The following is a 16,119-nucleotide window of genomic DNA, read 5'->3' as shown; positions in this document are numbered from 1 at the left end:
GCCGCGCCCGATGATCGCCCAGGCCCTCCTCGACGCCTGCGCGCGCGGCGACCTGCCGCCCAACGTCCTCCTCCTGCGCCTCGCCATGGTGGCGACCGCCCCGGAGGAGGTCGCGGCTGCCCTCGACGCCGCCGGCCCCCGCCTCGCCGCCGCGCGCGCCCTCTGGCGCGCGAATCCCCAGGCCTTCGGCCTCGTCAAGTCCGTCCTTGCGGGCGTGGAGCACGCCGAATCCGCCGACCCCGCCCACTGGGCGCGCGTCTTCGACCGCCTCGCCGCCGCCGCGCCCGAGGGCGGCGTCGCCCTTTACGCCCTCGGCAACCCCGACCTCCTCCGGGCCGCGACGCGCGAGGTCGTGGACCGCATCCTCGGCTGGGACCTCCTTCCCCCCGAGGCGCGGGTCGTCGAGATCGGCTGCGGCATCGGCCGCGTCCTGGCCACCCTCGCCCCCCACGCCGCCGGGATCACCGGCCTCGACGTGTCCCCCGGCATGATCGCCGCCGCCCGCGACCGCTGCGCCGGCCTGCCGAACGTCACCCTTGCCGTCACCTCGGGCCGCGACCTCCCCCTCCCCGACGCCAGCGCCGACCTCGTGCTCGCCGCGGACGTGTTCCCCTACCTCGTGGACTCCGGCCTGGCCGAGGCCCACCTCGCCGAATCCGCCCGCGTCCTGCGCCCCGGCGGCCACCTCCTGATCCTGAACCACTCCTATCGTGGCGACCCCGACGCCGACCGCGCGGACCTGGCGGTCCTCGCCCCGCCGAACGGCCTCCGCCTCCGCCGCGCCGCGACCGGCGACTTCGCCCTCTGGGACGCCGCGACCTTCCTCCTCAGCCGGGCCGGATGACCCGCCGCCCCATCGCCACCGGCGCGGCCCCCCAGACCCGCTTGTAGCCCTCGCCCCCGCGCAGGAAGTCGAACCGTCCCGCCCCCTCGGCGGCCGCCCCCTCCATCGCCAGCCCCACGAGGATCGCCGCCGGGCTGATCCGCGCCCATCCGGGATCGAACCCGCCGTTGTAGCCGTGATGGGCCCCCCGCCCCGCCAGCACCATCAGCGCCGCGATCCGCCCGGCCCCGACCCGGACCTCCCACAGCCGCAGGAGCCCCGCCGCCGCCAGCGCCGGCCCCGCCTCGCGCAGCAGCCGCTCCATCAGCGGATCGGCCAGCACCCCCGCCGCGCCCCAGCGCAGGCCGTTGAGCCGCAGCAGGTCCCCGACCGCCGCCCCGACCTCGGCGGGCGCGACCAGCCCCGCCGTCCCGCCCTCCCGCTCCAGCATCCGCAGCGACTTGCGCCAATGCGCCCGCTGCCGCCCCGACACGGCCCCGAGCCCCCCCTCGCCCACCAGCGGCGCGACGAGGCAGGGCTCCCCCGCCCCCCGCTCCTCCCGCCACCCCGCCGGCAGCGGCGCGAGCCAGAGCGGCGACTCCGCCCCAAGCTGCTGGAGGTCGATCCGCTCGAACGGCTCCGGCGCGGCGAGGGGCAACGCCGCCAGCAGCCGCCCCGCCTCCGCCTCGAACCCCGGCTCCAGCAGCGCCTCGCCCCGGTCGCTCGGCCCCGTCCCGGCCAGCAGCAGCGCCCCGTTCCAGCAAAACACCGGCACGAGGCCCACCAGCCGCCCATCCGCCCGCAGCGCCACCGCCCCGCAGCGCCCCGGCGCGAAGTGCCGCGCCCAGGACAACGCCCAGGCTGGCGCGCCGAAGGGCGACGCCGCAGGGCAGCGCGTCCAGAGCGCCGCCCACTCGCCCTCGATCTCCGCGAGCCCCTCCGGCCGCACGATCTCGACGCGGACCTCGGCGCGCGGGGGGGCGGAGGGGATCATCGGCACGACCTCGCGACGGGAACCATCCCACGAAGGATAGCCGCCCCGCCCGGACGGGCGAGGGGCCGCCGGCTCAGCGCCGTCCCATCGCGGCGTCGAGGCTCCACGGCCCCGGCCCGGCAAAGACGAAGTAGAGGAACACGAAGCAATACAGGATCGCCGCGTCGCCGCCGTTCAGCGCCGGGAACGGACCCTGCGGCGCGTGGGCCATCCAATAGGCGGCGGCCATCAGCCCCGACAGCACGAAGGCCACCGGCCGCGTGAACAGCCCGAGCACGAGCAGCGCGCCGCCCACCAGTTCCAGCATCCCCGCGACCCAGATCAGCGACCCCACGGGCGGCGCCATGTCCGAGGCCGGAAAGCCCAGGATCTTCTGCGTCCCGTGCGCCATGAAGATCAGCGCGGACACGATCCGAAGGACGCTCAGCATCCGGGGGGCCCAGGTCAGCGACCAGGCGGGAGCGGTGGGGATAGGGGCCATGCGCGGCGTCTCCTTCTGAGGGACAGGCTCGCCGAGGCGGCGCCACGGCTGGCGTCGTGGTCCCATACCGCCCTCGCCGCCGCAATACGGCGACGCGCACGGCACCTGTGCGCGACGGAAGGGGGGAACCCAGCTCCCGAGACCGGGGTTCGTGACGGGCGGTCCCAGGGCGGACAACCCTGCGCCCGCGACCCAGAGGACAGGATGACCGCCACCCCCGACACCACCTCCGCCGCCCCGTCCTCGGCGCTGGCCCCCTTCCGCCATCCGCTCTTCCGCGCGGTCTGGCTCGCCTCCATGGTCTCGAACTTCGGCGGCCTCATCCAGTCGGTCGGGGCCTCGTGGATGATGACCAGCATCGCGCCCTCGGCCGACATGGTGGCCCTGGTGCAGACCTCGGTGACGCTGCCGATCATGCTCCTGTCGCTGCTGGCGGGCGCCATCGCCGACAGCCACGACCGCCGCAAGGTGCTGCTGGTCGCCCAAGGCTTCATGCTGACCGTCTCGGTCCTCCTCACGCTCGCCGCCTGGATGGGCCTCCTCACGCCTTGGCTGCTGCTGCTGTTCACCTTCCTGATCGGCTGCGGCTCGGCGCTCAACGCCCCCGCCTGGCAGGCCTCGGTGGGCGACATGGTGCCCCGCCCGGACCTTCCGGCCGCCGTCGCGCTCAACAGCATGGGCTTCAACATCGCCCGCGGCGTCGGCCCGGCGCTCGGCGGCCTCATCGTCGCCGCCGCCGGGGCCGCCGCCGCCTTCGCCGTCAACGCGGTCAGCTACGTGGCCCTCCTCGTCGTCCTCGCCCGCTGGCGCCCCGACCGCCCCACGTCCACCCTCCCGCGCGAGACCCTCGGCGCCGCCATGCTCGCGGGCCTGCGCTACGTCGCCATGTCGCCCCGCACCCTCGCCGTCCTCGCCCGCAGCCTCGCCTTCGGCACCGGGGCCAGCGCCATCACCGCCCTGATGCCGCTGATCGCGCGCGAGCTGGTGGGCGGCGGCCCCCTCACCTACGGCCTCCTCCTCGGGGCCTTCGGCGTCGGCGCGGTGGGCGGCGCGCTCACCAGCACCGGCCTCCGCGCCCGCCTCTCGACCGAGACGCTGGTGCGCCTGTCCTGCCTGGCCTTCGCCGCCGCCGCCGCCGTCACGGCGCTGAACCTCGGCATGGCCGTCACCGTCCCCGCCCTTCTCCTCGCCGGGGCGGGCTGGGTGCTCACGCTCTCCAGCTTCAACGTCTCGGTGCAGATGGCCACGCCGCGCTGGGTCGTGGCCCGCGCGCTGTCGCTCTACCAGATGACCGCCTTCGGCGGCATGGCGCTGGGAAGCTGGCTCTGGGGCACCATCGCCGAGAACCGCTCGCTGGAGGCCGCCCTCCTCGTCGCCGCCGGCGTCCTCCTCGCCTGCGCCGCCCTGGGCCTCCTCCTGCCGCTCCCCGAGGTCGGGGGCCGCGACCTCGCCCCCCTCCGCCAATGGGACGCCCCCGCGACGGCCCTCCCCGTGGAGGGCCGCACCGGCCCCGTCGTCATCGCCGTCGGCTGGCGCATCGCGGAGTCCGACGCCCCCGCCTTCCTCGCCGCGATGGCCGAGCGTCGCCGCGTCCGCCGCCGCGACGGCGCGCACAACTGGACGCTCCTGCGCGACCTCGCCGACCCCGAGCTCTGGGTGGAGCGCTACCACGCCCCCACCTGGAACGACTACGTGCGCCTGAACAACCGCCTCACCCGCGACGACGCCTCGCTCATCGACACGCTGCGCGCCCTGCATCGCGGCCCCTGGCCCCCCGAGGTCCGCCGCATGATCGAGCGCGAGGCCAGGCCCACCCCCGAGGACGCGCCGCACGACGACGCCCGCGCCCTCGCCGCCCCCCGCACCGATCCCCTGCCGCTCTCCTGATCGCCGCGAAGCTTGCGAAAGCGCAACGTCCGCTCCCCGCCCTTGCGGCATTCTCCTCCGTGACACTCAACCCACGGAGGACAAGATGCTGTCGCGCAGAGCCGCCCTCATGATCGGCGCCGGGCTCGCCGCCGCCCCGGCGCTGGTGCGGAACGCCCAGGCCCAGGAGGAGGCGATCGTCCCGGTCGCGGCGCCGAGCGATCTCTCGGGCCTGACCCGGATCAAGCGCGAGCTGGTCGCGCCGCCCCAGGTCCACGAGCACGAGCAGGTCGCCCCCGGCGGCCCCCGCATCGTCGAATTCGAGATGCGGATCCAGGAAAAGGAGATCCAGGTCGCCGACGACGCCTGGCTCCAGGCGATGACCTTCAACGGCTCGGTTCCCGGCCCGATGATGATCGTCCACGAGGGCGATTACGTCGAGCTGACGCTCAAGAACCCGCCCACCAACATGATGCAGCACAACATCGACTTCCACGCCGCCACCGGCGGCCTGGGCGGCGGGGCGCTGACGCTCATCAACCCCGGCGAGATGACGGTGCTGCGCTTCAAGGCGACCCGCGCCGGCGTCTTCACCTACCACTGCGCGCCCGGCGGCCCGATGATCCCCTGGCACGTCGTCTCGGGGATGTCCGGCACGATCATGGTCCTCCCCCGCGAGGGCCTCAAGGACCAGTTCGGCAAGTCGGTCGCCTACGACAAGGTCGTCTACATCGGCGAGACCGACTTCTACATCCCCAAGGACGAGACCGGGGCCTACAAGCGCTTCGCCGACGTGGGCGAATCCTACCCCGACACGCTCGAGGTGATGAACAGGCTCATCCCCAGCCACGTCGTCTTCAACGGCCGGGTCGGCGCGCTGACGGGCGACAACGCCCTGACCGCCAGGGTCGGCGAGCGGGTGCTCTTCGTCCACAACCAGGCCAACCGCGACACCCGGCCCCACCTGATCGGCGGCCACGGCGACCTCGTGTGGGAGCATGGCAAGTTCCACAACCCGCCCGCCGTGGACCAGGAGACCTGGTTCATCCGCGGCGGCTCCTCGGGCGCGGCGCTCTACAGGTTCCTCCAGCCGGGCCTCTATGCCTACGTGAACCACAATCTGATCGAGGCGGTGAACCTCGGCGCGACCGCCCACGTCAAGGTCGAGGGCGACTGGAACAACGACCTCATGGAGCAGGTCACCGCGCCCACCCCCTACGACGCCGATCTGGAGCTGCGGACCGCGCTGCCCTGATACGTTCGACCCTTCCCGGCGAACACTCCAGAAAGGGGGCGGCCCGCCAGGGCCGCCCCCTTTTCGCCGCTGTCCCGCCCGACCCCTCCCCCACCCCCGCCCGCCCTCTCCGACCGGGAGCCCGCCATGAAGACCCCCCTCGCCGCCCTCCTCCTCGCCGCCCTCGGCGCGACCGGCTGGCTCCTCCAGCCGCCCGCGACCCCGCCCCTGCCCGCGCCCGCCACCATCCTCCTGCCCCCCGCCATCTGGGAGGCCCGCGCCTCCGGCACTTGGCGGCAGGACGGCCGGCAGGTGGACCCGCCGCTCCTGCGCGCGACCTCCGACCACCCCCTCGCCATCATGCGCGACCTCGTGAGCCGCGCCGACTACGCGCTCTGCGTGGCCGACAACGCCTGCGCCGAGCTGGAGCCCGGCCCGCCCGATACCCCCCAGACCGGCCTCAACTGGCATGACGCCACCGCCTACGCCGCTTGGCTCTCTGGGACGACCGGCGCGACATGGCGCCTCCCCACCGACGCCGAATGGCAGCGCGCGGCGGCCGACCGCTTCCACGACGACGCCCTGGGCGTCGCCTCCGCCGACCCTTCGGCCCGCTGGCTCGCCCGCTACGGCCGCGAATCCGAATCCGACGCCGACCCCGCCCTCCGCCCGCACGGCGGCTGGGGCGAGAACGCGCTGGGCCTGCGCGACATGGCCGGCAACGTCTGGGAATGGACCGCCGACTGCGCCACCACCGGCACGCTCGACGCGACCGGCGCCCCCGCCACCCGCGACGACTTCTGCGGCGCCCGCATCGCCCAAGGCCGCCACCGCGCCACCGTCATCGACTTCGTGCGCGACGCCAGCGCCGGCGGCTGCGCGGCGGGCGTCCCGCCCGACCACCTCGGCCTGCGCCTCGTCCGGGACGACGCGCCGCAGCCCGCCCCGGCCCCCGACGCGCTAGACCCCGCCCCATGACCGCGCCCGCCTCCCTCCGCCCCGAGATGACCGCCGCCCTGATGGCACGCACGGGCCTCTCGGACGAGATCCTCGACCGCCTCGTGCGGACCTTCTACGCCCGCGTCCGCCAGGACCCCCTCCTCGCCCCCGTCTTCGCCGCCCGCGTGACGGACTGGGAGGCCCACCTCCAGCGCCTCACCGCCTTCTGGTCCTCCGTCGCGCTGATGACCGGCCGCTACCACGGCCGCCCCGTGGCCCATCACGTCGGCCTCCCCGCCGGGCCGGATCACTTCGCCCGCTGGCTCGCCCTCTTCCGCGCCACGGCCTCCGAGGTCTGCCCCCCCGAAGGCGCCGCGCACGTCATCGCGGCGGCCGAGCGCATCGCCCTCTCGCTTCAATCCGCCATGGCCCGCCACGAAAAAGGCCCGGAGGGCTGACCTCCGGGCCCGACGCTCCGCGCCCCTGCGTCCCTCAGGGATTGACCGTCCGCCGCCCCGCCGACGGCCCGACCAGCCACGGCCCCGCCTTCAGCACGAAGCTCCCGAAGGCCACCGTCCACAGCGCCGCCGCGAGGTCCAGCCCCGTCACGCCCGCGACCTCCGCCTCGGGCCAGACCGACCGCAGCGCCGCCGCGACCACCACCGCCCCGAACGCCGCCGACAGCCAAGGCCCCGCGACCAGCTCGCGCCCCGTGTGCCCCATCGTCGCCCGCATCATCACCGCGAGCGTCATCCCCCCGATCGCGCCCACGCCCCACAGGTGCAGCCCCAGCGCCAGCGGCCACCACCCCCACTCCGCCGCGCCGGTCGCCACCAGCCCCAGCGGCGCGAAGGCGAAGGCCACGTGCAGCATCACCAGCAGCGGCGAGCGCCAGGTCACGCCCCCCCGCCACCGCGCCATCCGAACCGCCTGCGCCACCCCGGCGACCGCCAGCCCCGCGCCCGTGACCGGCCCCGGCACGACCGCCCAAGCCAGCAGCGCCACCGCGCTCACGATCAGGCAGGCCATGTCGAAGCGGTTCGTCGGCACCGGCATCCTCTCCGCGCCCCGCTTGGCCAGCCAGTTGCGCGTGAAGCTCGGGATGATCCGCCCGCCGATCAGCAGGATCAGGAACACCATGACCCCGATCCCCAGCCGCCGGCCCAGGTCGGCGCTCCCCTCCCGCATCGCCTCGGCGTGGAACGCCGCGTTCCCGGCCAGCAGCACCGTCACCGGGATCAGCACCATCAGGTTGCGCCAGTTCCGCCCGGCCACGATCTCGCGCAGGATCATCGCCGCCACGACCGCGAGGAACCCCACGTCCACCACCGCGACCCCGCCCGCGCCCAGCGGCAACCCCCCGGCGACCGCGACCCGCCCCAGCGCCCAGAGCCCCCCCAGCGCCGCCAGCGGCCAGCCGCGCACCGGCATCCGGCCCGTCCAGTTCGGCACGGCGGTGAACAGGAACCCGGCCACGACCGCGCCGCCGAAGCCGTAGATCATCTCGTGGATGTGCCAGTCGGTCGGCACGAAGGGACCGGCCAGCTCCAGCCGCCCGGTCCAGGCCAGCATCCAGGCGGGCACGGCGAGAGTCGCGAAGCTGGAGGCCAGCAGGAAGAACGGCCGGAACCCGTGGCTCAGAAGCGCCGGGCCGGCATGGGGGGAACGGGGGGACGACATCGGGGATCGCTTTCGATCTGGAAAGGAAACGGGGCGGCAGGCCCTCGCCCGCCGCCCCGCAGGGTCGGCCGTCAGGGTCGGGGACCGGGCCTCAGTTGACCGTGGCGACCTGCGCCAGATCTTCCTCGAAGCGCGACTTGGCCTTGCCGCGCAGCTCCTCGGCGGCAACGGCGGTCACGGCGTCGAGGTTGGTGGGCTCGCCCACCAGCACCAGGCCCACCATGCCCATCATCATGTGCGGCTTGCAGGCGACGCCATACAGGCCCTCGGCGGTGACGGTCAGGCTGTAGCCCTCGCCCATCTTGCTCTCGAAGGCCTCGGCGCCCTCGGGCAGCATCCCTTCGATGGATTCGACGTTGTGGCCCTTGTCGGTGGCCACGAACTCGATCACGTCACCGACCTGCGCGGTCACGAACGAGGGCTCGAAGACCATGGCGCCCTGCGTGCCCTTGTTGAGCATCTGCACCTGGATGGTCTCGGCCCCGGCGGCGCCGCCGACCAGGGCGGCCACGGCGGCGGCGATAAGGATCTTGGCGGTCATCGGTTCGGTCCTTTCAAGGCATTCCGGTTTGTTCCGAGGCCGGGATTAGGCTAGTTCGATTCGCCGGACCTTGCGCCAGGTCAAACTCGGAGGCCGAAGGTGAAGAAGCTCGACGAAAGCCTGATCGCCCCCCTGCCCCCCTTCCGCAAGCTCGACCGCGCCCAGATCCGCGAGATCCTCGACCAGGCCACCTCCAGGCGCCACGACGAGGGCACCGAGATCTTCCGCGGCGGCGACGAGGCCGACCGCTTCTTCCTCCTGCTCGACGGGGTGGCGCGGGTGGTTCGCGTGCTGCCGGGCGGCGAGCAGGTGATCGTCCGCCACATCCCGCCGGGCCAGCTCATCGGCATCGCGCCCGCCCTCGGCCGCGCCACCTACCCCGCCACCGCCGTCGCGGCGAGCGAGGCGCTCACCCTCTCCTGGCCCACCCGGCTCTGGCCCGGCTTCATGTCGCGCTACGAGGGCTTCGCGACCGAGACCTGGGCGACCGTCGGCCAGCGGCTCGACCAGCTCCACGACGACATGGCGGCGCTGGCGACCCAGGCGGTCGAGCAGCGGGTCGCGGCCTGCGTCCTGCGCATGGTCAACCAGACCGGCCGCGCCGTGGAGGGCGGCATCGAGATCGCCTTCCCCGTCACCCGCGCCAACATCGCCGAGATGACCGGCACCACGCTCCACACCGTGAGCCGCCTTCTGTCCGCCTGGGAAAAGGACGGCCTCGTGGAAAGCCGCCGCAAGCGCATCGTGGTGACGCAGCCCCACAAGCTGGTGCTCCTGTCCGGCGCGACGGCCTGACGCCCCCGACGCCAGCCATTCACCGTAGGATGGGGTTCCACCCCACCATGCGCCGGGAGCCGCCCGCGCCTCGCCGGCCGCTCTCGCCGCCGCCCCGATCGGTGGGGTGAAACCCCACCCTACGACGACCCCACTCCCGATCCCTAAAATGCCACGCAACACGCAACGCCCGTTGCTGTCGGACTTCGTCAACCCCTCGCTGGCATTCTCCTCGCACGTGCCCAAGGACCGCCCGCGCTCGCGGAGGCTCCCCGTCGCTGGGCCGCTCGCTGTTTGAAGGGACGCCGCGCGACCGGACGCCCCCCTGGGAGGACCCACCCCCGCGCAGGACCGCGCCGGGACGGGGCCGCAAAGACCCAGCCGCCGCGCGTCGTGCACGCGTCAACCGGCCAGGCCGGCCGCCGCCCGGATCTCCGCGCGGAAGGCCTCCTCGTCGAACCCGTACTCCCGCACCGCATCCGCGACGCGGTGGAAGGGCGCGATCGGGCAGCCGAAGCAGAGCATCCTGCGCTCCACGAAGGCCAGCCCCGCGTCGGGCCACGCCTCGAAGAGCCGCGACAGCGGCAGGTCCGGGTCGTCGATGTCCAACCCCTTGCAAGCGGCGCGGGCGCGCATGGCACGTGTCTCCCTTGGTTCCCGGCTCCTGCCGGGTTCCTCCACGATGCCTCCGATCAAATCGCTCGGTCTTTGCGCAACCGCAACCTCGCGGCGCAACCGGAAGGCTAGGACGGCTCCAGTCCGAACCACCGCCCAAGGGAAGCCCATGTCGGAGATCCTGACCAAGGCCAGGGCGCGAAACGTGTTCTACGGAGGATCGCTGTTCTTCGTGGCCGTCTTCGCCGCCCTCGTCACCCACAGCCACTACACCATCGCGAACGCCGCGACCCCGCCGCTCACCGAGGAGGTGATCCTCGGCAAGCACGTCTGGGAGCGCGAGAGCTGCATCAACTGCCACACCCTCCACGGCGAGGGCGCCTACTTCGCGCCCGAGCTCGGCAACGTGATGACCCGCTGGGGCGTCCAGGAGGACCCCGAGGGCGCCTACGAGGTGCTCGACGCCTGGATCCAGGCCCAGCCCTCCGGCATCGAGGGCCGCCGCCAGATGCCCCACTTCGACCTGACCGAGGAGGAGACGCGCGGCCTCGCCGACTTCCTGCGCTGGGCCGACGACACGAACACCCAGGACTGGCCGCCCAACGACGCCGGCTGAGGAGAATCCCCCGATGAAGTATCAATCCCAGAAGGTCGCGCTGGCGTATTTCGCCGTGGCGCTCGGCCTCTTCGCCGTCCAGGTCCTCGCGGGGCTCCTCGCGGGCTGGATCTACATCTCGCCCAACACGCTGTCGGAGCTTCTGCCCTTCAACGTCGTCCGCATGATCCACACCAACGCCCTCGTGGTCTGGATCCTCCTCGGCTTCTTCGGCGCCGCCTACTACCTCGTCCCCGAGGAGGCCGAACGCGAGCTGTTCTCCGTCAAGCTCGCCTGGGTCCAGCTCGCGCTCTTCACCGTCGGCACGCTCGGCGCGGTGGCGAGCTACCTTTGGGGCATCCACGGCGGCCGCGAGTTCCTCGAACAGCCGCTTTGGGTCAAGCTCGGCATCCTGGTCGGCGCGCTGATCTTCCTGTTCAACATCACCATGACCTCGCTCGCGGGGCGCAAGACGGCGATCACGAACATCCTGCTCCTCGGCCTCTGGCTCCTGTCGCTCCTCTGGGTCTTCGCCTTCATCAACCCGGACAACCTGTCGCTCGACAAGATGTACTGGTGGTTCGTCGTCCACCTCTGGGTGGAAGCCACCTGGGAGCTGGTCATGGCCGCGATCCTGGGCTTCCTGATGCTCAAGCTGACCGGCGTGGACCGCGAGGTGATCGAGAAGTGGCTCTACGTCATCGTCGCCATGGCGCTCTTCTCGGGCATCCTCGGCACCGGCCACCACTACTTCTGGATCGGCGCGCCCGGCTACTGGCAGTGGATCGGCTCCATCTTCTCGACCTTCGAGGTCGTCCCCTTCTTCGCGATGATGAGCTTCTCCTTCGTCATGGTCTGGAAGGGCCGCAGGAACCACCCGAACAAGGCCGCGCTCCTGTGGTCGCTCGGCTCCGCCACCGTCGCCTTCTTCGGCGCGGGCGTCTGGGGGTTCCTCCACACGCTGCACGGGGTGAACTACTACACCCACGGCACGCAGGTGACGGCCGCCCACGGGCACCTCGCCTTCTACGGGGCCTATGTCGCGCTCAACCTCGCGATCATGACCTACGCCGTGCCGCACCTGCGGGGCCGCGCGCCCTACAACCAGGTGCTCAACATGGCCTCGTTCTGGCTGATGACGGGCGGCGTGGCCTTCATGACCTTCACGCTCACCTTCGCCGGCACCATCCAGACGCACCTCCAGCGGGTGATGGGCCTCTACTACATGGAAGTGCAGGACGAGCTGGTGCTCTTCTACGTCATGCGCTTCGGCGCCGGCGCGGCGGTCGTCCTCGGCGCGATCCTCTTCATCTGGAGCCTCGTCGCGGTCCGCCGCGAGGCCGTCACGCCGGGTCCCGTGATCCGCGCCAACCTGCAACCGGGAGAGTGAGCCATGAACGCCCACATTCACCCCAAGGGGACCCGCGCGGTCCCCTACTACCAGCCCTCCGCCGACGAATGCGATCTCTTCGCCACCGCCCACGCCCGCGGCCTGCCGCTGCTGCTCAAGGGCCCCACCGGCTGCGGCAAGACGCGGTTCGTGGAGCACATGGCCGCCCGGCTGAACCTGCCGCTCTTCACGGTCGCCTGCCATGACGACCTTTCGGCGGCCGACCTGATCGGCCGCCACCTCCTCCAGGGCGGCGAAACGGTCTGGACCGACGGCCCCCTGACCCGCGCGGTCCGCGAAGGCGGCATCTGCTACCTCGACGAGGTGGTGGAGGCCCGCAAGGACGTGACGGTGGTCCTGCACCCCCTCACCGACGACCGCCGCCGCCTGTTCATCGACCGCACGGGCGAGGACCTCGCCGCGCCGCCAGGCTTCATGCTGGTCGCCAGCTACAACCCCGGCTACCAGTCGATCCTCAAGAAGCTGAAGCCCTCGACCCGCCAGCGCTTCCTGTCCATCGGCTTCGACTTCCCCGCGCCCGAGCTGGAAACCCGCGTGCTCCAGCACGAGACGAAGCTGGACGAGCCCCGCGCCAAGGCGCTGGTCCGCCTCGCCGGGCACATCCGCAAGCTGTCGGGCATGGACCTGGAGGAAGGCGTCTCCACCCGCCTCCTCGTCTACGCGGGCAGCCTGATCGCCGGGGGGATGCCGGTGGACCGCGCCCTCGAGGCCGCGATCATCGAGCCGCTCAGCGACGACGCCGACACCCAGGCCGCCCTGCGCGACCTCGCCGCCACCGTCTTCGGATAAGGGCCGGACCCATGCTCCACGCCGTCCACGCCGCGCTCGACCTCATGGAACCCGAAGAAACCGTCGGCAACCTGTGGCACGACTGGGCCAGCCGCCTCGCCGCCGCGCCCGAGGGCGCGGCCGGAGAGGCGGTGACGCTGGAGGAGATGCGCGCCTCGGTCGCCATCCTCTTCCGCGCCCTGGGCGGCGCGGCCGGCGTGGAGATCGGCCCCGCCCCCGAGACCGTCGCCTCCCGCCGCCGGCACCTGGGCGAGCGCATCGCCGGCCACTACCCGCGCGAGCATCGCGCCAGCTTCGACGGCGAACGCCTCCGCCTGCCGCCGACCATCGACGCCTTCCCCACGCGCGACCTCAACCGCGCCGCCTATCTCTGGCTCGCCGCCCTCGCCGCCGTCGCCGAGGCCCCCGCTCCAGCCGACGACCCGCTCCTCGCCGACATGGCCCATCTGCGGGTCATGGAGCGGGCCACGCTGCGCGCCCGCGCCCTCTGCCCCGGCCTTGCCCCTACCGCCTCCACGATGGCCGCCCATCTCCGCGCCCATCGCCCCGCCCGTCCCGCCTCCGCCACCGAAGCGGCGGTCGAGGAGTTGGCCCTCTGGGTGCTCGGCGGCCCGCCGCCCTTCCACGACCGCGCCCAGGCCCTCCTGCGCGAGTTCGACGCCGGCACCCTCCACGCCCCGCGCGGCTACGTGCCCCTGGCCCCCATCCCGCTCTGGCCGCGCCTCGACCGCCCGGCCCCCGGGCGCGGCGCCGCCGACTCGCCCGAGGCCGACCCCGGCCCCGCCGCCCTTGCCGCCGGAGCCCGCAAGAAGGGCCAGCGCGAGGAGCGCGACCAGGCCAACCGCCGCGACAGCTTCATCCTTTACCGCTTCGAGGGCATCCTGTCCTGGGCCGAGAGCCTGAACCTCGCCCGCCTGACCGACGACGACGATGCCGACAACGCCGCCAAGGCCGCCGAGGACCAGGACCACATCACCCTGTCCCAGCACTGGAAGCGCGCCGCCTCGCGCCTGCGCGTCTCGCTCGACCTCGCGCCGCAGGACGCCGACCACGAGCGCCTGTCGGACCGCTTCACCTACCCCGAGTGGAACCACCGCACCCGGTCCTACATGGCCGACCACACCCGCATCCTTGAGGCCGAGGCCGACCCTGGCCCCGCCCCGGTCACGCCCGACCCGCGCCTCGCCGTCCGCGTCCGCCGCCAGTTCGAGGCGCTGCATCCCCGCCGCGTCACGCTCCCCCGGCAGATGGACGGCGCGGACTTCGACCTCGACGCCGTGGTGGCCTCCCGCGCCCAGCTCCGCGCGACGGGCCGGGGCAGCGACCGCCTCCACCTCGCCTCCCGCGCGACGGAGCGCGACCTCGCCGTGGCCCTCCTCGTGGACTGCTCGCGCAGCACCGAGGCCGTGACCGGCGACCGCTCCGTGATCGACACCGCCCGCGACTCGGTGGCGGCTCTGGCGGCGGGCCTCGACAAGGTGGGCGACCGCCTCGCCGTCTGGGGCTTCTCCTCGCTCCGCCGCGACCGCGTGTTCCTGCACCGCTGCAAGTCCTTCGCCGAGCCGATGTCCGCGACCGTCACCGCCCGCATCGGCGGCCTGCGCCCCGGCCACTACACCCGCCTCGGCGCCGCCATCCGCCACGCCTCCGCGCAACTGGCCGAGCAAGGCGCCCAAAAGCGCCTCCTCCTCATCCTGACCGACGGCAAGCCCAACGACCTCGACCATTACGAGGGCGTGCACGGCATCGAGGACAGCCGCATGGCCGTGCGCGAGGCCCGCGCGCTGGGCCAGTCCGTCCACGGCGTCGTCATCGACGCCGACGGCCAGGACTGGTTCGCCCGCATCTTCGGCCGCGCCGGCTTCACGCTGCTGCCCGACCCGGCCCGCTTGCCCAAGGCCCTGCCCGACATCTATCACTCGCTCACACGGGAGACCTGACCCATGCCCCTCCTCGAACTTCTCCTCCTCGCGCTCCTCCTGCTGGCGCCCCAATTCGCCGCCGCCGAGGGCTTCGCGCCCCCCGTCCCCGCCGCCCAGACGACAGAGGCCGAGCTCTGGTTCGCCATCGCCTCCGTCGCGATGATCCTGGCACTGGCGGCGGTGCAATGGCTGGTGTCGCGGCGATGAGCCCCGGCTGGAAGCTCGTCGCGGGCCTCTATCCCTTCGCGGCCGGGGCCATGGGGCTGAACGTGTTCTTCGCCTCGCTCCTCCTGGGCTGGCTGGGGGTGCCGATCCTGTCGCCCTGGTGGTCCGCCGCCGGAGGGGCCGTCCTCGGCCTCCCCGCCGCCTGGGCCTACGGCCGCCATCTCACCCGCCTGATGGCCGAGGTGGACGGAGCCGCCCCATGACCGGCTGGACCGGATTCACGCTGGCGATGGGGGCGTTCCTCCTGACGCACTTCGTCCCCACGCGCCCGAGCGTCCGGTCCCGCCTCCTCGCCGCCTTTGGCCGCCGCGCCTGGTTCTCGATCTACGGCTTCATCTCGCTCGCCGTGACCGCCTGGGTGATCGTCGCCGCCGGCCAGGCTCCCTACCTCGAACTCTGGCCGCAAGTCCCCTGGACGCGCTGGGTCCCGAACCTCCTCGTCCCTCTCGCGGTGCTCCTCGCCGCCCTCGGCCTGCCCGCCCCGACCGTGACCCTCGGCGGCCCCCGCCAGCCCCGCGCATCCGCCCGCCCCGACCTGTCGGCCCTGACGCGCCACCCGCTGCTCTGGTCGCTCGCCCTCTGGTCCGGCGCGCACCTCGCCCCCAACGGCGACCTCGCGCACGTGATCCTCTTCGGCCTCTTCCTCGCGCTGGCCCTCGGCGCCATGCCCCTCTTCGACGCCCGCGCCCGCGCCGCGCTCGGCCCTCGGGCCCCCGTCTATTTCGCAGCCCACCCCCTGCTGTCCCTCGCCCCCCTCCTCGACGGGGCGTGGTGGCGCGGCACCGGCCTCCGCCTCCTGCCCCGCGCAGCGCTGGCCCTGGCGCTCTGGCTCGCCCTCCTCTGGCTGCACCCCTGGGTGATCGGCGTCTCGCCCCTGCCCCTCTGACGGTTCCCTCGCGCGCCCTGCGGCACAGGGCCACAGGCCCCGCCTTGATCTGCATCAATGGTTGCCAAACGGGGTTCCGATCCCCTTATAGGCGCCATCCCCGTTCCGTGTGTTCGTGTCGTTCGCGCCCCTCCTCCCCCATCGCGAGGCCTCCCCCGGCATGCCCTTCGACCAGACGCTCCTCCGTCGTTCCCCGACCGCTGCCCCCGCCCTCAAGCGCTTGGCCGCCGAGCCCGAGTCCTGCTCCGGCTGCCCGATCCGCCACCGCGCGGTGTGCGCGCGCTGCGACGAGGGCGAGCTCGCGCGGCTGGAGGAGATCAAGTACTACCGCTCCTTCGCCGCCG

At 73.3% G+C, this 16,119-nt stretch carries 18 protein-coding genes and 1 pseudogene; 14 read left to right on the top strand and 5 right to left on the bottom strand.

What is annotated here, in order from left to right:
- Nucleotides 1–10: 10 nt before the first annotated feature.
- A complete protein-coding gene (locus tag J2Z33_RS16155) occupies nucleotides 11–844 on the top strand; it encodes a class I SAM-dependent methyltransferase (RefSeq protein WP_209842969.1) in 834 nt (277 codons plus the stop codon).
- On the opposite strand, the gene J2Z33_RS16150 is transcribed toward J2Z33_RS16155, so the two are convergent.
- Together J2Z33_RS16150 and J2Z33_RS16145 are read right to left on the bottom strand one after the other, a co-directional pair.
- On the bottom strand, nucleotides 828–1,817 hold the full coding sequence (locus J2Z33_RS16150; protein WP_209842967.1) for a GNAT family N-acetyltransferase: 990 nt from the start codon (nucleotides 1,815–1,817) through the stop codon (nucleotides 828–830). The genes J2Z33_RS16155 and J2Z33_RS16150 overlap by 17 nt on opposite strands.
- A 73-nt stretch (nucleotides 1,818–1,890) precedes the next feature.
- Nucleotides 1,891–2,298, bottom strand: coding sequence for a DoxX family protein (locus J2Z33_RS16145; protein WP_209842965.1), 408 nt, complete (start codon nucleotides 2,296–2,298; stop codon nucleotides 1,891–1,893).
- A 204-nt stretch (nucleotides 2,299–2,502) separates the two neighbouring features.
- Between J2Z33_RS16145 and J2Z33_RS16140 the strand changes: the two genes are divergently transcribed.
- The 4 genes from J2Z33_RS16140 (at nucleotide 2,503) to J2Z33_RS16125 (ending at nucleotide 6,795) form a co-directional block, all read left to right on the top strand.
- The gene (locus tag J2Z33_RS16140) at nucleotides 2,503–4,185 is read left to right on the top strand and encodes an MFS transporter (protein ID WP_209842963.1); all 1,683 of its coding nucleotides are present in this window, start codon (nucleotides 2,503–2,505) and stop codon (nucleotides 4,183–4,185) included.
- A gap of 85 nt (nucleotides 4,186–4,270) precedes the next feature.
- Entirely contained in the window at nucleotides 4,271–5,419 is a 1,149-nt protein-coding gene (nirK, locus tag J2Z33_RS16135) for a copper-containing nitrite reductase (RefSeq protein WP_209842961.1), read from the top strand.
- A gap of 126 nt (nucleotides 5,420–5,545) precedes the next feature.
- Complete coding sequence (locus tag J2Z33_RS16130) at nucleotides 5,546–6,376, top strand: formylglycine-generating enzyme family protein (RefSeq protein ID WP_209842959.1); 831 nt, start codon at nucleotides 5,546–5,548, stop codon at nucleotides 6,374–6,376.
- A complete protein-coding gene (locus J2Z33_RS16125; RefSeq protein ID WP_245218927.1) occupies nucleotides 6,373–6,795 on the top strand; it encodes a group III truncated hemoglobin in 423 nt (140 codons plus the stop codon). The genes J2Z33_RS16130 and J2Z33_RS16125 overlap by 4 nt, the downstream gene beginning before the upstream one ends.
- Before the next feature lie 34 nt (nucleotides 6,796–6,829).
- Here the strand turns inward: J2Z33_RS16125 and J2Z33_RS16120 are convergent, their stop codons facing one another.
- A complete protein-coding gene (locus J2Z33_RS16120; RefSeq protein ID WP_209842957.1) occupies nucleotides 6,830–8,017 on the bottom strand; it encodes an NnrS family protein in 1,188 nt (395 codons plus the stop codon).
- A gap of 91 nt (nucleotides 8,018–8,108) precedes the next feature.
- A complete protein-coding gene (locus tag J2Z33_RS16115) occupies nucleotides 8,109–8,558 on the bottom strand; it encodes a pseudoazurin (RefSeq protein WP_209842954.1) in 450 nt (149 codons plus the stop codon).
- A 99-nt stretch (nucleotides 8,559–8,657) separates the two neighbouring features.
- Here J2Z33_RS16115 and J2Z33_RS16110 point away from each other — a divergent pair, with 99 nt between their 5' ends.
- Entirely contained in the window at nucleotides 8,658–9,353 is a 696-nt protein-coding gene (locus J2Z33_RS16110; protein WP_209842952.1) for a Crp/Fnr family transcriptional regulator, read from the top strand.
- A gap of 381 nt (nucleotides 9,354–9,734) precedes the next feature.
- Here the strand turns inward: J2Z33_RS16110 and J2Z33_RS16105 are convergent, their stop codons facing one another.
- Nucleotides 9,735–9,968, bottom strand: a complete 234-nt coding sequence (locus J2Z33_RS16105) for a hypothetical protein (protein ID WP_209842950.1) — start codon at nucleotides 9,966–9,968, stop codon at nucleotides 9,735–9,737.
- Nucleotides 9,969–10,116: 148 nt separating this feature from the next.
- Here J2Z33_RS16105 and J2Z33_RS16100 point away from each other — a divergent pair, with 148 nt between their 5' ends.
- The 8 genes and pseudogenes from J2Z33_RS16100 to J2Z33_RS16065 form a co-directional block, all read left to right on the top strand.
- Nucleotides 10,117–10,563, top strand: a complete 447-nt coding sequence (locus J2Z33_RS16100; RefSeq protein ID WP_209842948.1) for a c-type cytochrome — start codon at nucleotides 10,117–10,119, stop codon at nucleotides 10,561–10,563.
- Nucleotides 10,564–10,576: 13 nt separating this feature from the next.
- Nucleotides 10,577–11,932, top strand: coding sequence for a cbb3-type cytochrome c oxidase subunit I (locus J2Z33_RS16095; protein ID WP_209842946.1), 1,356 nt, complete (start codon nucleotides 10,577–10,579; stop codon nucleotides 11,930–11,932).
- Nucleotides 11,933–11,935: 3 nt separating this feature from the next.
- Nucleotides 11,936–12,742 (top strand): CbbQ/NirQ/NorQ/GpvN family protein, encoded by an 807-nt coding sequence (locus J2Z33_RS16090; RefSeq protein WP_209842944.1) that lies wholly within the window; start codon nucleotides 11,936–11,938, stop codon nucleotides 12,740–12,742.
- Between the two features lie 11 nt (nucleotides 12,743–12,753).
- Nucleotides 12,754–14,682 (top strand): nitric oxide reductase activation protein NorD, encoded by a 1,929-nt coding sequence (locus J2Z33_RS16085; RefSeq protein ID WP_209842942.1) that lies wholly within the window; start codon nucleotides 12,754–12,756, stop codon nucleotides 14,680–14,682.
- A 3-nt stretch (nucleotides 14,683–14,685) separates the two neighbouring features.
- A complete protein-coding gene (locus J2Z33_RS16080; protein WP_209842939.1) occupies nucleotides 14,686–14,871 on the top strand; it encodes a protein NnrT in 186 nt (61 codons plus the stop codon).
- Entirely contained in the window at nucleotides 14,868–15,092 is a 225-nt protein-coding gene (locus J2Z33_RS16075; protein ID WP_209842937.1) for an NnrT protein, read from the top strand. The genes J2Z33_RS16080 and J2Z33_RS16075 overlap by 4 nt, the downstream gene beginning before the upstream one ends.
- Nucleotides 15,089–15,775: an NnrU family protein gene (locus tag J2Z33_RS16070; RefSeq protein WP_209842935.1), complete on the top strand. Its 687-nt coding sequence runs from the start codon at nucleotides 15,089–15,091 to the stop codon at nucleotides 15,773–15,775. The genes J2Z33_RS16075 and J2Z33_RS16070 overlap by 4 nt, the downstream gene beginning before the upstream one ends.
- Nucleotides 15,776–15,935: 160 nt before the next feature.
- Nucleotides 15,936–16,119, top strand: a pseudogene (locus J2Z33_RS16065) (hypothetical protein); the annotation flags it as partial.

Source organism: Rubellimicrobium aerolatum (assembly GCF_017872975.1).
GTDB lineage: Bacteria > Pseudomonadota > Alphaproteobacteria > Rhodobacterales > Rhodobacteraceae > Rubellimicrobium > Rubellimicrobium aerolatum.
This window is presented reverse-complemented; position numbering and strand designations above follow the sequence as displayed.

What these genes read in the sequence shown, in the direction of transcription:
- J2Z33_RS16155 (WP_209842969.1), top strand. Translation starts at nt 11, where the DNA reads ATGATCGCCCAGGCCCTCCTCGACGCCTGCGCGCGCGGCGACCTGCCG.
- J2Z33_RS16130 (WP_209842959.1), top strand. Translation starts at nt 5,546, where the DNA reads ATGAAGACCCCCCTCGCCGCCCTCCTCCTCGCCGCCCTCGGCGCGACC.
- J2Z33_RS16115 (WP_209842954.1), bottom strand. Translation starts at nt 8,558, where the DNA reads ATGACCGCCAAGATCCTTATCGCCGCCGCCGTGGCCGCCCTGGTCGGC.
- J2Z33_RS16145 (WP_209842965.1), bottom strand. Translation starts at nt 2,298, where the DNA reads ATGGCCCCTATCCCCACCGCTCCCGCCTGGTCGCTGACCTGGGCCCCC.
- J2Z33_RS16100 (WP_209842948.1), top strand. Translation starts at nt 10,117, where the DNA reads ATGTCGGAGATCCTGACCAAGGCCAGGGCGCGAAACGTGTTCTACGGA.
- J2Z33_RS16125 (WP_245218927.1), top strand. Translation starts at nt 6,373, where the DNA reads ATGACCGCGCCCGCCTCCCTCCGCCCCGAGATGACCGCCGCCCTGATG.
- J2Z33_RS16105 (WP_209842950.1), bottom strand. Translation starts at nt 9,968, where the DNA reads ATGCGCGCCCGCGCCGCTTGCAAGGGGTTGGACATCGACGACCCGGAC.
- nirK (WP_209842961.1), top strand. Translation starts at nt 4,271, where the DNA reads ATGCTGTCGCGCAGAGCCGCCCTCATGATCGGCGCCGGGCTCGCCGCC.
- J2Z33_RS16095 (WP_209842946.1), top strand. Translation starts at nt 10,577, where the DNA reads ATGAAGTATCAATCCCAGAAGGTCGCGCTGGCGTATTTCGCCGTGGCG.
- J2Z33_RS16080 (WP_209842939.1), top strand. Translation starts at nt 14,686, where the DNA reads ATGCCCCTCCTCGAACTTCTCCTCCTCGCGCTCCTCCTGCTGGCGCCC.
- J2Z33_RS16075 (WP_209842937.1), top strand. Translation starts at nt 14,868, where the DNA reads ATGAGCCCCGGCTGGAAGCTCGTCGCGGGCCTCTATCCCTTCGCGGCC.
- J2Z33_RS16120 (WP_209842957.1), bottom strand. Translation starts at nt 8,017, where the DNA reads ATGTCGTCCCCCCGTTCCCCCCATGCCGGCCCGGCGCTTCTGAGCCAC.
- J2Z33_RS16070 (WP_209842935.1), top strand. Translation starts at nt 15,089, where the DNA reads ATGACCGGCTGGACCGGATTCACGCTGGCGATGGGGGCGTTCCTCCTG.
- J2Z33_RS16150 (WP_209842967.1), bottom strand. Translation starts at nt 1,817, where the DNA reads ATGATCCCCTCCGCCCCCCCGCGCGCCGAGGTCCGCGTCGAGATCGTG.
- J2Z33_RS16085 (WP_209842942.1), top strand. Translation starts at nt 12,754, where the DNA reads ATGCTCCACGCCGTCCACGCCGCGCTCGACCTCATGGAACCCGAAGAA.
- J2Z33_RS16140 (WP_209842963.1), top strand. Translation starts at nt 2,503, where the DNA reads ATGACCGCCACCCCCGACACCACCTCCGCCGCCCCGTCCTCGGCGCTG.
- J2Z33_RS16090 (WP_209842944.1), top strand. Translation starts at nt 11,936, where the DNA reads ATGAACGCCCACATTCACCCCAAGGGGACCCGCGCGGTCCCCTACTAC.